General features: G+C 39.6%; 15 protein-coding genes. All 15 read right to left on the bottom strand.

Going from position 1 to position 15706, the window contains the following annotated elements:
• Positions 1-3 precede the first annotated feature (3 nt).
• The gene (locus HMPREF1222_RS12040; RefSeq protein ID WP_016519614.1) at positions 4-498 is read right to left on the bottom strand and encodes an acyltransferase; all 495 of its coding nucleotides are present in this window, start codon (positions 496-498) and stop codon (positions 4-6) included.
• Positions 498-1736 carry an ATP-binding protein gene (locus tag HMPREF1222_RS12035; RefSeq protein WP_016519613.1) on the bottom strand — a complete coding sequence of 413 codons (1239 nt, stop codon included), beginning with the start codon at positions 1734-1736 and terminating at the stop codon, positions 498-500. Before HMPREF1222_RS12035 ends, HMPREF1222_RS12040 begins: the two co-directional genes overlap by 1 nt.
• A 216-nt stretch (positions 1737-1952) precedes the next feature.
• Entirely contained in the window at positions 1953-3071 is a 1119-nt protein-coding gene (locus HMPREF1222_RS12030; protein ID WP_016519612.1) for a DegT/DnrJ/EryC1/StrS family aminotransferase, read from the bottom strand.
• A gap of 16 nt (positions 3072-3087) precedes the next feature.
• A complete protein-coding gene (locus tag HMPREF1222_RS12025) occupies positions 3088-4185 on the bottom strand; it encodes a Gfo/Idh/MocA family protein (RefSeq protein ID WP_016519611.1) in 1098 nt (365 codons plus the stop codon).
• Positions 4186-4292: 107 nt separating this feature from the next.
• Positions 4293-5639: a DUF1015 domain-containing protein gene (locus HMPREF1222_RS12020; RefSeq protein ID WP_016519610.1), complete on the bottom strand. Its 1347-nt coding sequence runs from the start codon at positions 5637-5639 to the stop codon at positions 4293-4295.
• A 22-nt stretch (positions 5640-5661) separates the two neighbouring features.
• The gene (locus HMPREF1222_RS12015; protein ID WP_016519609.1) at positions 5662-6843 is read right to left on the bottom strand and encodes a saccharopine dehydrogenase NADP-binding domain-containing protein; all 1182 of its coding nucleotides are present in this window, start codon (positions 6841-6843) and stop codon (positions 5662-5664) included.
• On the bottom strand, positions 6840-7610 hold the full coding sequence (locus tag HMPREF1222_RS12010; protein ID WP_016519608.1) for a DUF6564 domain-containing protein: 771 nt from the start codon (positions 7608-7610) through the stop codon (positions 6840-6842). The genes HMPREF1222_RS12015 and HMPREF1222_RS12010 overlap by 4 nt, the downstream gene beginning before the upstream one ends.
• Positions 7611-7634: 24 nt before the next feature.
• Positions 7635-8639, bottom strand: coding sequence for an NAD-dependent epimerase/dehydratase family protein (locus HMPREF1222_RS12005; protein WP_006188319.1), 1005 nt, complete (start codon positions 8637-8639; stop codon positions 7635-7637).
• Positions 8640-8662: 23 nt separating this feature from the next.
• A complete protein-coding gene (locus tag HMPREF1222_RS12000) occupies positions 8663-9388 on the bottom strand; it encodes a metallophosphoesterase family protein (protein ID WP_016519607.1) in 726 nt (241 codons plus the stop codon).
• A complete protein-coding gene (gene aepY, locus HMPREF1222_RS11995; protein WP_016519606.1) occupies positions 9389-10513 on the bottom strand; it encodes a phosphonopyruvate decarboxylase in 1125 nt (374 codons plus the stop codon).
• Positions 10514-11815 carry a phosphoenolpyruvate mutase gene (gene aepX, locus HMPREF1222_RS11990; protein ID WP_016519605.1) on the bottom strand — a complete coding sequence of 434 codons (1302 nt, stop codon included), beginning with the start codon at positions 11813-11815 and terminating at the stop codon, positions 10514-10516. It abuts the gene before it with no gap.
• 159 nt (positions 11816-11974) lie between these two features.
• Positions 11975-13192, bottom strand: coding sequence for an ATP-binding protein (locus tag HMPREF1222_RS11985; RefSeq protein ID WP_016519604.1), 1218 nt, complete (start codon positions 13190-13192; stop codon positions 11975-11977).
• 155 nt (positions 13193-13347) lie between these two features.
• On the bottom strand, positions 13348-13737 hold the full coding sequence (locus HMPREF1222_RS11980; RefSeq protein ID WP_016519603.1) for a VanZ family protein: 390 nt from the start codon (positions 13735-13737) through the stop codon (positions 13348-13350).
• Positions 13738-14002: 265 nt separating this feature from the next.
• Positions 14003-14782 carry a ComFC family protein gene (locus tag HMPREF1222_RS11975; RefSeq protein ID WP_016519602.1) on the bottom strand — a complete coding sequence of 260 codons (780 nt, stop codon included), beginning with the start codon at positions 14780-14782 and terminating at the stop codon, positions 14003-14005.
• A 147-nt stretch (positions 14783-14929) separates the two neighbouring features.
• Positions 14930-15673 (bottom strand): hypothetical protein, encoded by a 744-nt coding sequence (locus HMPREF1222_RS11970; RefSeq protein ID WP_016519601.1) that lies wholly within the window; start codon positions 15671-15673, stop codon positions 14930-14932.
• Positions 15674-15706: the final 33 nt, after the last annotated feature.

The raw sequence follows: 15706 nt of genomic DNA, 5'->3' as shown, positions 1-15706 counted from the left end.
CCTCTACTCCTTCTCTCCTGCTTCGTTCACTTTTCCGTGCACCCGCGCAGGATTGCCGTAGACAAGTGCGTACGGCGGGACATCCTTGGTTATAACGCTGCCGGCGCCGATTAAGGCATATTCGCCGATAGTTACCCCGCAGACAATTGTAGCATTGGCACCGATAGAAGCGCCTTTCTTAATCAAAGTGTGCTTATACTCGTGTTTGCGTTCAATAAAGGCACGAGGATTTATCACATTGGTAAACACACAGGAGGGGCCGCAAAACACATCATCTTCTATTACAACATCATCGTACAGCGAAACATTATTTTGAATCTTGACACCATTGCCGATAATTGCCTTACCGCCAATATTGACATTTTGCCCGATCGAACACTTTTTACCAACCTTTGCTCCACTCATAATGTGTGTGAAATGCCAAATCTTGGTACCTTCGCCTATCTCAGCGCCTTCATCCACATAACTTGATTCATGCACAAAATAATTCTTTTCCATTAATATTCCTTGCTCAATAAAAAATCGGCAATGTAAAAATGCCTCACGCCTTCTACATTTTCCTGCCAAAACTCGTCCATCGTTACGACAAATTTAGGATATTGATCGCGGATTTCCAAAAGAGGGGAAAACTCACGGGTGACGGTCTCTTGACTTTCTAATTTATATGCAACTTGGATATAGAGCTTTGCGCCATGCTTTTCTGCAATAAAATCAATCTCTTTTGCACCGAGCTTACCGATATACACGTTATACCGCCTACGCTTTAATTCCAAAAAAACGATATTTTCCAATATGCCGGAAATTTTTTGATCGGTATATCCTAAAATAGCATACAAGAACGATACATCGCTTAAATAAAATTTCTCCTGTGTTTTGAGCAGCTCTTTTCCTTTTATGTCATAACGAGAAGTCCGGTATAAAACAAACGCCGCTTCAAGCGCATTCAAGTAATTATATATCGTATTTACATCAAGTTTACGCTTCTGATTTTTAAAATAATCGGCAACATTTTTACCGGAAAAGCTATTGCCGATATTATCAAAAGTATATCTAACCACCCGCTCCAGCAGTTCAATATCACGAATATTAAACCGTTGGATAGTATCACGGAGCAGTACCGAAGCGTAAATATCTGACACAATTTTATACGCTTCTTGCTCTCCGTAATCCGCTGTATGGATAACAGGAAAACCGCCTTTTCGCAAATAGGTTGAAAAAGCGTCCCGTTGCGTCATATTCCGCTGCGGAAAATAACAGCCTTGAAACTGCAAATATTCCGCAAATGATAACGTATATATCGGAATTTCAATATACCGACCGGCAAGATAGGTCGCCAATTCCGAGGATAAAAGCCGTGCATTGGAACCGGTAATATAAATATCCGCATCAAAGTCTACAAGACAGGAATTGATGCACTTTTCCCAGCCCTCTACTTCTTGAATTTCATCAAACAACAAATAAACGCGCTGTTTCGGCTGAACTCGTTCAACAATATACCGGTACAAATCTTCAGCGGTTTTAAGCGTAGAAAAGGCAAAGCTTTCAAAATTGATAAAAATAATATGCGCCGCTTCGGCACCTTGAGCAATAAGCTCATCGCGCAGTAAAGATAAAATGCTGGACTTTCCACAGCGGCGTACCCCCGATAAAACCTTTATAAAAGGCTTCCCAATAAAAGGCGACACTTCTTGCAGATAATCCAATCGTCTAACTGTAGTTTTTGCGCTTACATCCATAATTCCCTCAATTATTGAAATAAACTTAAAGATATAAGCATAAAAAGTCAATACAGAGACAAGTTTTTATAGCCATAGCTATAAAGTTCAGAAAAAAATACAGTATTTTTATAGGTATAAGCATAAAAGTATTATATCTTTTTCTTCGGTTAAACGCATTATTCTTCAAAGCAATCCGATGCAAGCAGTGCGGCATCTTTTTTTTAAAGAATCGCTCTACCGCTTATAAAACGCCTTTATTGCGTCGCAGGTATAGGTAATTTCATCTTGAGTCAGCTCAGGATACATCGGTAGGGCAAGTACGGAAGCACAGAGCTTTTCTGCAACAGGAAAATCACCTTTTTTGTAACCGAGATACTTAAAGCACTCCTGCTCATGCAAACACTTGGGGTAATATACCGTTGTACCTATACCTTTTTCGGTAAGATATGCCTGTAACTCATCCCGGTTTTCAGCAAGGATATTGAACACATAGTATACTTCTTTTCCTTTCGTTTTTACGACGGGAAGTTTTATCTGTCCGATATCTTTGAGTAAAGCCCGATATTGGGCTGCGTGTTCAGACCGCTTTGCAATCGCTTCATCAATATGTTTTAACTTGACACTCAAAACGGCAGCCTGCAAGCTGTCAAGCCGCGAGTTATAGCCTATATAGTCATGGTGATATTTTTTTGTTGCTCCGTGAACACGCAAACTTTTTGCTTTCAGATAATATTCTTCATTATTCGTAACGATCATCCCACCGTCGCCGTAGCCGCCGAGTGTCTTGGTCGGAAAAAATGAATAAATCCCCATATCACCGATAGTCCCGGACTGATGCAAAGCGCCGCTATACACATCCTGCATACCAAAGGCTTCTGCGGCATCTTCCAACACACGGAGATTATGCTTTTTTGCAAGCGCCATACAAGCTTCCATATCAGCCGTTTGTAAGAACAAATGCACGGGCAATAGTCCGACCGTATTTTTTGTTATACGTTTTTCCACGTCCCGCATATCCATACAAAAGGTATCTTCATCAATGTCGCAAAAGACAGGCTTACCGCCTAAGCGGGCAATACAGGAGGTTGACGCAAAAAATGTAAAAGCAGGGGTTATAACCTCTGCACCGTCTTTAAACCCGAGGATATCGGAAGCAATCACCAGCGCATCACTGCCGTTCGCAACGCCGACCGCATATTTTGCACCGGTATACTGTTTTATTCCTTCTTCTAAGCTTGCTACAGCTTTTCCCAAAATAAAGTCACCCGTTTCAAGCACGGAAGACAAAGCCGTATCAAATTCTGTTTTTAGATTCTTATATTCTCTTGTCGCTGTATAAAAAGGTACATTCATTATTTTTCTCTCCTAATTAATTAAAAATCCCCTTCATTTCCAGCGTTGAAAAATCACACGGAAGCGTTACCGGCAGTCCGGTTTTTTGGGATTTATAAATAGCCAAGATAATCTCTAAAGCTTTTTTGCCTTTTTCGCCCGAAACAAGCGGTTCACGATTATGCTCGATTGCATCAATAACATCTCTAAAAAGAGCCGTATGACCGAAACCGTACACCGTCGGAGGGTCTTTTTCATTGGGATTGAGCACCTTCTCTTCCGTATCGCCGACCTGCTCAGCATCCGCAAAACGCCATGTTTCCATTTTATTAACTGCAAGCCCGCCAATTACAACGGAACCTTCCGAACCGAATAAACTCAATGTTTCGTTTAGATTTTTCGGATATACATCGGCAGTTCCTTCTATTATACCGACAGCGCCGGATGCAAACTCCACAATAGCGCAGCCGAAGTCCTCCGCATCAATCGGACGGATAAATCGACGGGTTTGTGCCTGCACACGGACGGCATCTTCCCCCATCATCCACTGCAAAAGATCAATACCGTGCGTACACTGATTCATCAAAGTACCACCGTCCTGCTCCCATGTACCGCGCCACTTTGCCTGATCATAATAACTTTTATTCCGGTTCCAACGCACTTGAATCATCCCGTGCAACATTTTACCGAAACGCCCTTTTTCGTATGCTTCGCGTGCTTTTACAACCGGTGCATTAAAGCGGTTCTGAAAGCACACTGCCAATGTTTTACCGTACTGCTTTGCCGTATCGATCATCTGCTGTGCATCAGACGTAGAGAGAGCCATCGGCTTTTCACAGATTACATGCGAGCCATTCTGCAAACAATGTACTGCAATATCCTTATGCTTACCGGATTCGGTTGCAATCGTTACCACCTCCGGTTTACACACCGAAAGCATTTCCCTATAATCGGCAAAGACTTTTACCGACGGATTCGATACTGCTTTACCGTACTCGGCTTTTTTTTCTTCCGCACGTTCCAACAAAGGATCACAAACGGCAACTAAATTCACCTTATCTTGCATTGCTGCAAAAGCTTCAATGTGCTTAAAACTAATACGGCCGCAACCGATTAATGCTACTGTGTGTTTCATCACTATTCCTTTTATTATCTATATTGCCAGCAAAATTTCTTCAAAATGCTGAATATCACCGATATTTACTGTTTTACAGCTTAAATATTTTACTTACAGACTTAGCATCAATCTATAGTCAATTTTCGGCATTCAAGGTAAAACCTTTTTTCACTTGCTTCTCCCATCGAAAAACTCTTTCTTGGTAAAGAGCCATATTCTGCAATCGTAGAGAAAAAACTAATCTTAGAGATAGGAGGTAGAATCACGGAAACTACACCATCTCGTTCCGCGAGATTAATTGCATCTGCAGCTCCATGTACATAATCAATTTGTTTTTCAGAATCAATAAATTCGTCCAAAACAGGCTGCAACGCACTTACAGCAAGACAAGTTAACTTCGTCTCCACACAAATTAAACCCTCAGTTCTAGAGGCAAAACCAAAAGACGATGTAGAAGCTTCTACCTTCTGTATAAGTTCTTCTTTATCTTTACACTTAAAGGTTGAACCGCCTAACTTTTCTTGCACAAAATGTATTAATTTTTTTGCATCGGTATTAAATAAAACACGATGGATAGGTTCAAACGTAAGTCCCGAATCATAGAGATTTACTATCTCTACCAGAGCATAGCGTAACGGATGATTTTCAATACTTTTTGGAATAGAAAAAAAGCCGTTTTCTAATAACATCCCGCCTGACTTTTGTTTGTACCTCTCCCATACAGACTTTGCTGCCGCAAGTGAATGATTGCCATCACCTACAGCAAACATAAATGTTGCCCCATCCTCTCCAGTATTTTTCTTATAAAGAATCTCAAGAGCATCTTTCATTATATTAATAGAAAGATCTTCAGGAATAGGCCATCCCGCAATACTACCTGAATCCATCATTAGAGTAAAATTATAGAGAGGCGATTCCCCTGTTTTATGAATGCATCTACCTATTTCTTCTATTAAAACATTATCAGCATCATTTACAAGTAGCATTATATGCGGTAATTCAAGTGCAGCTCCTTGCCTGATTTCCATACGAGGAGGAAGTCTATCTACTATAGTTGCCTCTGTTGCACGAATTTCAGCTTTTGAGAATGGTTGCCAGTCATATTTTTCCAAGTCAATACTCGTAACTATTCCTTTCCTCATACGCCCATAAGAAGTTTTTCTTTCAATATACATCATAGAAGAAATAGGAGGACTAAAAATACCGGCATCAAGATAATGCTTCATGTTATCTTGTATCCTTATAACCTCTTTTTTTCTTTGTTCTTCAGAAAAATGGTTCAAATAAATCTCGGGCAAAATAATATGACGTGTTGAATACTGACCGTTTGTGATTGATGACACAGTATCCCAATACTGTTTATCTTGTGTATATTGATCACAAGCTACAACAGACCACAAGGAAAGATCTACTTTCTCATTTGGTATTAAAATATTGGGAGTTTGTAAAGCATATTTTTCAAAAATATTCATAACAGAATCCTTATTTAAATATCTATACTTGAGTATTCGGCAAAATAATCTTATCAATAAGGAATTGTGCGGTTTGATCTATATCATCATAAGCGACTGTTTTTGGTAATTCCGTATGAAAAGCTTTTACTGATTTCTTAATAAGTTCATCTGTGTAGATAAGTTTGCCATCGACAATATTTTCAATTCCATCAAGATACATAGAAGCACGATTTGCCGTATCCATTTCTTTAAACGTAAAAACCGATTCATCAATCCAAGCTGTCAACAAGTCGTTTTTATAGCCGATTAAAACAGGATAACCGCCTATATTGCCAAATGCTCCGGGTATAAAAACACGCTGTGATTTACCTGAGCGTATTGCTTCAATTACTGCTGTAATAATATTATAATTACTTGAAGCATTCATCATATTTCTCGTTTGATCAACCGGCATAGAAATCTTACATGCTTGATACAATTTTTCAACGGAAATTTTTTGTTCTTCATCTTTATAATACACTTTTAAAGGCAGTTTAATATTCTCATCTTGTCCTTCTTTACTAATGCAAACATCATGAAAATGGCCGGCAGCAAATATAATATTAACATTCCAAAAATCATTAATACCAAGCATATCGGCCACAGCAAATTTCATGCGCGGAATAAGATGATTTAAATTCCCGCTACCAAAATCAGGATATGACCTTCCGGCACTTTTCAACCATGGAATTACAGCATCGGAATAGGATGTATTGATAACAACCGCATTGGTATCGGCTTTATCGCAAGCATCCATAATATTTTTTGTAAAACGTATAGCTAACGGCGTCCATATTCCATAAGCACGAACATTTGCCCATGAGATACTTCCGTATTTTAACCCTGAATACGCCCTGCTTGAATTTACTATAAAGTCCGGTTTATATTTCTCAATTGTACGTTGAATAGATTCAATATTATTTAAATCAACATCAGCCTCAATTCGAATAATGCTTTTATTCAATTGTCTTATTAAGGCTGAAATTTTTATAATATTCACCTTCGTTTCCATTTTATTAAAATCACGTCCAACCACAACGATATTAATGGACGGATCATTTTTCGACACAAGATAATCTAAAAGATAAGCACCAACACTTCCTAACCCGATTATCATTATAGTAATATTGTTCTCTTTTGTATGTTTTTCAACACACTTTAACCTTTCAACTAAATCTTTCATTTTTCGGCCTCCCAATAAATCGATATATTCTTATAATCATGACGAGTATTACAATTCGTCCATTTTTGAATACCCACTAGTTTGAAATCATCTTGAATACATAAGTCAATATAGTTCTGTATTAATACAAGATTAGTTTCATCTCTAGAATTTTTAATAAATTTTTCCGAAGCAGTTTTCAACTTTGATATATCAGTAAATTTCCAGATTTGTCCGGAATTAAAAATACATGAAAAATCTTCATCTATTTTTAATAGACCATGTCGACTATTAAAAGTATATTTATAACAATTATCTTTATTTTTATAAAGAACAACGGATGTACTTGCATAGATTGGTAAAAAAGTATATGTGAGTACATTTAATTCAGATTCGGCTATTCGGTTAAAGGATAAATCATCCACATCCAGATCACCTTCTGCAAACAAAACCTTAGTAACATCACGACCAAATGAAAAGGCTTTTTCCAAGCCGATGTATAAACTATATCCCGACGATAAATCGGAAAAATGACTATTGTATACCAATTCTAATTTATCATATAAAAGCTTTGGAAGTTTTGAACAGTACGCCTGTAAAGATTGATACTGATATCCACCTACAATTATAATTCTGTCAGCAAAGCAACACTTATCCAGTAAGTGCTTCAACAAAGTATCATCACGGTTCTTTTCATAATATATACATTTAAGTACTTTATCTTTTTCTGCAATGTCTTGATTAAATCTACTGGAAACTCCTGCAACCGTAATGATAGCAACAAGCATATCTATTCTCCAACATCAATTCCATTATTTAGTTAAATAACTCTGCATGCATAAATCAAGGCCGTGACTAAGATCTATTTTCGGCTGCCAATTTGTACAAGACCTTATTTTTTCAGTCGACAACAATCGTCTTTCTGGGTCAGATTCTCTATAACCATCAAATTCAATAACCGGTTGCTTTATTCCCATTTTTGAGGCACACAAATAGACCAAGTCAATAATAGAAATTTCTTCATCAGTCGCAACATTATAAACAGAACCGTCCAAAGCCGCATCTGTCATAGCCAGCGCTAAAACGGCACTACAACTATCATAATTATTTAAAAATGTTCTTTTATTCTTTTTTGAATTTTCAAGCAAAACAACCTTCCCGTCTTTTTGCAAACTATGGATTATAAAAGGAATAATATGCTTTGGATATTTTTCATCTTTGCTATAAACATTTGCAAACCTGATCGAACAGCCTAATATCTTTTTTGTAGAAACGGCATCTTTCATAAAAAATTCTGTCAGTAATTTTCCGACAGCGTAACTCGTGCGCTGACTATGCTCTGCATTAGCCAATGTTAAAAAAGAATCTTCTTTTATACCGCCACATTCATTCCATGAGTTCATTGAATAAACTTCTGAGGTAGAACAATTTATAAATTTTTTTGCTCCTACGCGTATGGCTTGATGCATAAAAGAATTCATTCCTTCAACATTTGTTTCAAATGTTTCATAAACATGATAAAAATGCTCTGTATGAACAACCGCTGCACAGTTTATATAGATAACTTCATCAAAAAGTTTTTTTATATTATTAATCTCATTTTCAAAGGATGTCATGTGTTCACGATTATTTAAGTCATATTCAAAAAAAACAAAACGAGGATCATTTATACAATCGTTTACCGTATCAATTGTAGATGCATAAAAATTATCAAAGCCGATTATTTTGTTATCATCACCTTCAGTTTTTAAAATTTGGCGAACAAGCTCATTTCCGGTCATACCGGTTACGCCGCTTATGGCAAATAATCTTTTCATTATATACGTATACTCCTATTTTGTTATATTCCCTGATAAAGCCTATCTCTATAAAACGGATCCACACCATTTGGAAATAATTTTGCAGCATCAGATATATTATAAGGGATTGCTTTTAAGGCTGTTTCCATAACACTCGTATCCAAAACAGCATATTGTGCATTCTTATTATGATTACGCGGCTGGCCTACAGATCCCGGATTAATAAATAAAACCGATTTTTTATTTCTCATAGAAGGATCATCCACATCATAAAATTTATGAAACACATGGGGGTAATGAGAGTGACCGGAAAATACAATGTCGTACTTTTTATAATCGCCGTTTACATTGTCGGGAAAAATAGCCTTCCAGTATCGATCATTTAAAGAACCATGTACCGCTAAACATTTTTTTCCATCCAATTCAAATTCTTTATATCCGGATACTTCAAGCGTATTAAGATATTCTTTTGAATCGGACGCCAGATGTGCAGCAGTATATTTTGCCGAAGCAACACCTCGTTCTGTAGAAAATCGTGAGAAATCAGCTCTTAATATCGCCATTTCATGATTACCCCAAATATTGCAAATAATTTTAACGGGACATGATATAAGATATTTTATCACTTCATTCGACTGCATTCCATAATCAATTAAATCGCCTAAAAGGATTATGCTATGAATATTTTGCTTTAAAATATCAGTCATAACACTTTCAAGAGCAGGAAGATTACCATGAATATCAGAAATTACTGCAAATTTTGCCATTTATAATTTTAACCATTCCATAAAAGCTTTTTTATTTTCAATAGGAGATGACTTAGGTCTACCTAAGTCGGAGCGTGAACCTTTTGATACTATCACCTCGATAAAAACAGGACACACAACCACACCGGTTAGTACAGCAGTCAACTCTTCCTGAGTTCTAACACAAGCGGCGTGAACATACCCGCAGGCTTCGGCAATAGCGCATAAATTTATTTTCCGTCCTACCGTCGGTTGTCCGCCCACCGAATCGTGAGCGCCGTTATTCAAAACAATATGGATCATATTCTGAGGTTTTTGAGTACCAATCGTACTTAACGCGCCTAAGTGCATAATCGCAGCCCCGTCTCCATCAATACAAACAACCTTATGGTGCGTTTTGCATAAAGCAATACCGAGCGCTATTTGAGAGGCGTGTCCCATTGAACCGACCGTCAAAAAATCCGTATCGTGCTTCTGCCGATTTTTTTCCCGTAATTCATATAATTCACGGGATGCCATTCCAGTAGTAGAAACAAAAACGGTATTTGATGGCATACACTCTATTATCTGCTCTATAGCTTGCTCTCTACTCATCTCGGCAGGAACACATTCATTCGATTTAAGCGTATACGAAGCAAAACAGCCTTTCCGTATTACAAGCGCAAACGGAGCGCTGCGTTCTTTTATTGTTTTATACGCATCGGTAATTTGAACCGCAGCTTTTTCTTCATCAGCTTCCAGCACCGCATAAGGAATTTCCATTGCCTCAAGCAATGCGCAGGTTACTTTACCCTGTTTGATATGCTGAGGCTCATCGTGATCGCCCTCCGGTTCACCCCGCCAGCCTATCACAAGCAGCAACGGCACGGAGTACACATCTTTATCTGCAAGAGAAAGCAGCGGATTAACCGTATTACCCAGCCCGGAATTTTGCATATATACAAGCGGGATAGTATTTGTTGCAAAATAATGCCCCGAAGCTAAGCCTACGGCACAGCCTTCATTTGCGGCAATAATATGATGCTTGGCATCCACCGTATCCGTCAAATAAGCGCAAAAATTTTTTAACAAAGAATCGGGAACCCCCGTAAAAAAATCGGTGCCGTTTTCCTGTAATAACTCATAAAAAAATTGAGGCCGAATCATCTATTTTGTCCCTGGAATAAGCTCTAAGATACTTTTTATTGAAAGGCACATATCATTTACTTCTAAAGAACGCTCGGCTTCCAAGATAGTTTTTGCAACCTTGTACATTGCCGGATACGATGCCCGCAGCATGTGATTTGCATAAATAATAATATTTGCGCCCCAAGAAGCAAGTTCCGATTCGGTGAATTGATTATATGTCGTAGGAACCAAAACAATCGGGACTTTTTTATATTCATTTCTAAAACGCTTGCAGAATGCTTTAATATCTTCACCGTTTTTTTCTTTGCTATGAATCATAACGCCATCGGCGCCGGCCTTTACGTAAGCAAGAGCACGCTCTAAAGCTTCATCAACGGAATGACCGGCTATCAGAGATTCAAGACGGGCAATAATCATAAAATCTTCGGTAACTTGAGCCTTTTTACCTTCCGCTATTTTATGACAAAAATCTTCAACCGGTGCCAATTCCTGCTTAGCTTCCGTGCCAAACAAACTGTTTTTTTTCAAACCAACTTTATCTTCGATAATAATAGCCGAAATACCATTCCGTTCCAGAGTCCTGACGGTAAATACAAAATGCTCTGGCTTACCGCCCGTATCACCGTCATAAATAATCGGTTTTGTGGTACATTCAAGAATATCCGTTAAACTTTGAAGACGAGTTGTAAGATCAACCGCTTCGATGTCGGGTTTCCCCTTACTGGTTGAATCGGTAAGGCTCGAAGACCACATTCCATCATATCGATGAATGCCGTCTTCCTTTTGTACTTCAAGATTTTCAATAATCAAACCGGAAAGGCCTGAATGAGCTTCCATAATCCGTACAACCGGCTTTGCTTCGACAAGACGGCGTAGCGTTTTCATTCTGATCTCAGGCGTTGTACCGATGTTATGCATATTAGCGGCAAGAGCCGTTGAATTAATTCCTTTGGTATAAGGAATTTCAATCACTTCGCCGCCCCATTCTTTCATTACCTGAATAACTTCATCTCGAATCTTGCTTAAATGGCCGGTTTTCCAGTCATCCCCATGAATAATAAAATCCGGTTTCAATTTTTTTAAATTGGGGACATAAGACCAATCTTCTTGCGGAACGACTTCGCTTACTCCTTTAATGTTTTCTATAACCTGTTTACGCTGTTCATACGTCAAATACGGCAGCCTTTTATGCGAAACAATCGCGCTATCCGTCAATACTCCGATGATAAGACGTCCATGCTTTGCACCTTCTGCAATGATATTGATAATACCGGGATGAATAATATCACCGGTAACCCCTAAATATACTGTTTTTTCCATATTATTATAAACCTCATTTCCCCTACATCTTCCCTACCAATCAGCTGTTCCACCGTTGCAGCAAGTCTCATGTATAAGGTTGTAAATCTGTTCCATGACGCATACATCACATTTCAGCTTTATTACTTCATCCATTACAACGCCCTGCCGGTACACATTTTATCCAAAATAATCCCATGCAGGCATTATGGTTATCTTCTTATCTTCTTTTACAAAAAGGTCATGAGAGTCTTTTGTAAGAATAAGTCCTTCCCGTACCTTAAAGAAGTTCATTGCCGCTAATAGCCCGTTTAGCTCCCGTTCGGTGTTGTCGAGATTCAAATCTAAGCACACTTGAATACACTGCGGTGCAAAAAGCGGATTAACGATAAAATCACACTCGCAGGTATCGTTACTATAATAGAAGATTTGTTTATCGTCAAACGTCCCGTATTTCCGACGAAGTTCGTTAAATACGAAATTTTCTAAAATATGCCCGGAATTTTCGCTAAAACTAACGCCTGCCGTCCGTATCAGTCCGATATCGGTAAAATAAACTTTTTTTGGGGCAAGGCTCTGAGCTTTTTGCGACCATGCGAATTTCGGCACCAAACTCAATAAGTACGCATTCTCAAGGTACGAAAAATAATCAAGAATAGTCGTATGCGATTTTACCCCTGCAACCGTTTTCAGCTTACTGGGAGAGATAAGCGATGCCGCATTGGAAGCAAGATACACATACAGCCGCTGCAGCGATTTATCATCACTCACATTGTAACGTACCGCTATATCCCGATATAATATATCCTTTTGAAGCTGCATAACAATATCGGAATTATGCAGTTTGAGATATTCGGGAAAGCCTCCCGTTTGAAAATAATTTTCAAACGACTGGCTGCCTTTTTGAGCACCTGCAAAGCGCAAATACTCGGAATAAGAAAACGGAAAGAGCTCTTTAACAATATGCCGCCCGGTCAGTTTTGTTCCAAGCTCACGGCTTAGGAGAGAGGCATTAGAGCCGGTGAGCACCACCTGAAAGCCTTGATCGAGTTTTTGCCGCACATACAGCTCCCAGTGCGCAGCAGCTTGTATTTCGTCAAAAAAAATCAGACGGCTCCCGGATTCGTCGATAACTGCATCCAGCACCGCATAATCGGGAACGGAAAACTCCAACAGCCGCAAGTCATCAAAATTCAGATAAAAGAACGGCTTATTCAGCTTTTTTACAAACTGTTGTAACAGCGTGCTCTTCCCACACCGCCGCACACCGCATACGACAAAAGCATGCGTTTTTATCTCGGGGATATCCGCTAAAGCATCCCGATACGTTCCGTCATCAGTGTGCTGTAGTTTTTCCAGCTGTGTAAGACATATTTTCTTTAATTCTGCCTGTAACATCCTAAGAGGAATATATCAACAATAGATTTAATATGTCAATATTATCAACATATATATACCAACACCATCGACATATATACGTCATTTTTACCTGCAAAAAGCGATAGAAGTCTTTCTATAATTGCACTTCCAGCCAACATTTTCCGGAAAATCCATCATCTTGAGCGAAACTTCATCAAGCCCACTCGAAAAGTTACAGCCAAAACAGCACCGGTACAGTCGGCGAACCAATCATATATGGAAGCATCCCTGCCGGGAACAAAGATTTGGTGTATTTCGTCGGAGACCCCATAGCAGGCAGCAATACAACAAACAAACATGGCGTATTTTAGCGGTTTTGCACTCCACGCATCGGCAGAAAACCAAAACGAAAGCGCAAAAGCAAGCCCGCTGAAAGCGCAAGCGTGCAGGAGCTTATCCAGTCCCGGAAAAGAAATAGACGGCGGTATAGGAAGCTTTGACTGCGCGGAAAGGAGAAAAATAGCAACAGCGATACCAATCGACATACAGCGCATACTATATGTAACAAATTTTTCTGAAATCATTGTAAGAACCTCCGGAAAGTGATGAGGACACACCTCACCCCGTAACACGACCGCTTTCAATTTTAATAGTCTTAATGCAAGCAGTATGCCAATCAATATAAAATAACCGCTGCCGCTTTCTGTGCCGCCGAAACAGGCTCCATTCCGCAAAGAGCTAATGTCTGTAAACCATACAACTATACACTAATTTTAGGGTAAATGCAAGATTTAACTTAAACCGGAATCGATAAATTTAACTAAACGGGCTGAACGACACCGCACCTTTTCAGTCGAAAAAGAGACAAAGCCCGTAGACTTCCTTGCATCCGGCAGCTTTTAAGACGCGGGCGCAAGCTTCGAGTGTTGCGCCGGTGGTCATTACATCGTCGAGCAGGATGAGCTTATCGGGAACAGCCTTTGCCGCAAGTTTGATTTTTCCTTGCAAGTTTACCGCACGATCGGTTTTGGATAATTTCTTTTGAGGAATACCGTCCAGCCGTTTTAAACACCGGCATACTGCCAGCTGCGGGTAAACCGATAAGTCCCGCACAAGGTCATCAAGCTGATCCCAGCCTTTTTCCCATAATTTTTTTGGACGGGGTGGAACCGGTACGAGCGGAATGTGCATAAGCTCCGGATTTTGTGTGAGAAACTTGTGAATAAGCGGTGCAAACACCGTGGAAAAGGTGCGAAAGTTATTGTTCTTCCAAACCGGCAGCAGTTTTTGACCGAGCCCGATATACGGGAAAAGCGTAAAAATACGATCACACGCCGGTGCTTGCTTTTCTGCCGGTTCATCGCCGGCCGGCCTACAGCGGGTGCAATACCCATGTTCGGAAATAAGGATTTTTCCGCAATGCCTGCAGCGTTTTTGCGCTTCTTCTGCATCTGCCAAAGTTATGGAGCCGATGTACGGCGTAAATTCGGTTCGGATACAATCGGTACACAGTGGCAATCCCGTCTCACTTACACTTCCGCAGAGGAGACAAGTTTGGGGACACAAAAGGCCGCTGTAGAGCCTTCGTGCTATCCGCTTTGCGTGATATAAAGGCCGGATAAGCTTCATATAACCTCCCGGGTCTCTTCTAAAGATTATGATAGATTTTTAGAAGTTACCCTATAACAAGGGATTGGGGACGGCGACAAAATATTCATTTTTGAGACATCCCCTTGTTATAGTCTTATATAGCACGCAAAGAAAAATGGCTTGCTTTTATTGGTTTTCAGCAGAAGATTCTTCGGAATTTACGGTAACACTGTCCGTGTTCTCTGAAATTTGTTCAGTCTCCACGATAGCTTCCTTTTCTTTTCCGGCTTGCTCTGCCGCACGGGCTATGTGTAACTGCTTTTGCCGCGTTGCTTCAAGATCTTCCGTATCATGAAAGAAATCATAAGCTTTTTTTACGTCGTCGTAGCGGAACGGGATGCTGTCGATAAAGTCATCAACAGCCAATTTCCCATCGAGCGTCTCTACGTGGAAGCCTTCAAGCAAGAGGTATTTTTTTCCGTCTTTCAGCAAAAAACTGAAACGCACGTGGTTTGGTTTTTTCCCGTTGACAATTAGCCTGCTTATGGAACCTTCGGATGATGCATAGGCATAGAGGGTTGTTTCGCCGAGGTAACGGATACCGTTATTTCTATCTTGAGAATCGGCCAAATTACTGATAGTGAAGAATTGGTCGAGTATGCCTTTCATTCCATAATTTATGGAAAAATCAAACCGATAGGTATACAGCATCGTATCTACCTTAAAGCTGACAAAGTCGTCTTTCGCTTTAGGCATCACACAGCAATCAATCGCGTACACAACGTCAAAATGACTATTTTCCGTGTTGACCGTGACGTCCGTAACTTTCGATTCCGTATATAGCGCTTTAGCCGGCAGCGTTGTACAGGCTGTAATACAAAATGCGCAAACAACTGCCGGAAGCAAAGCGGTTTTTAATATATTGTTCATAGATATCTCCTTTTAGAAAAATCTATATAAAGG

This window comes from Treponema vincentii F0403, assembly GCF_000412995.1.
GTDB lineage: Bacteria > Spirochaetota > Spirochaetia > Treponematales > Treponemataceae > Treponema > Treponema vincentii.
Note: the sequence above shows the minus strand (reverse complement) of the source record. Positions and strands in the feature narration are given on the sequence as shown.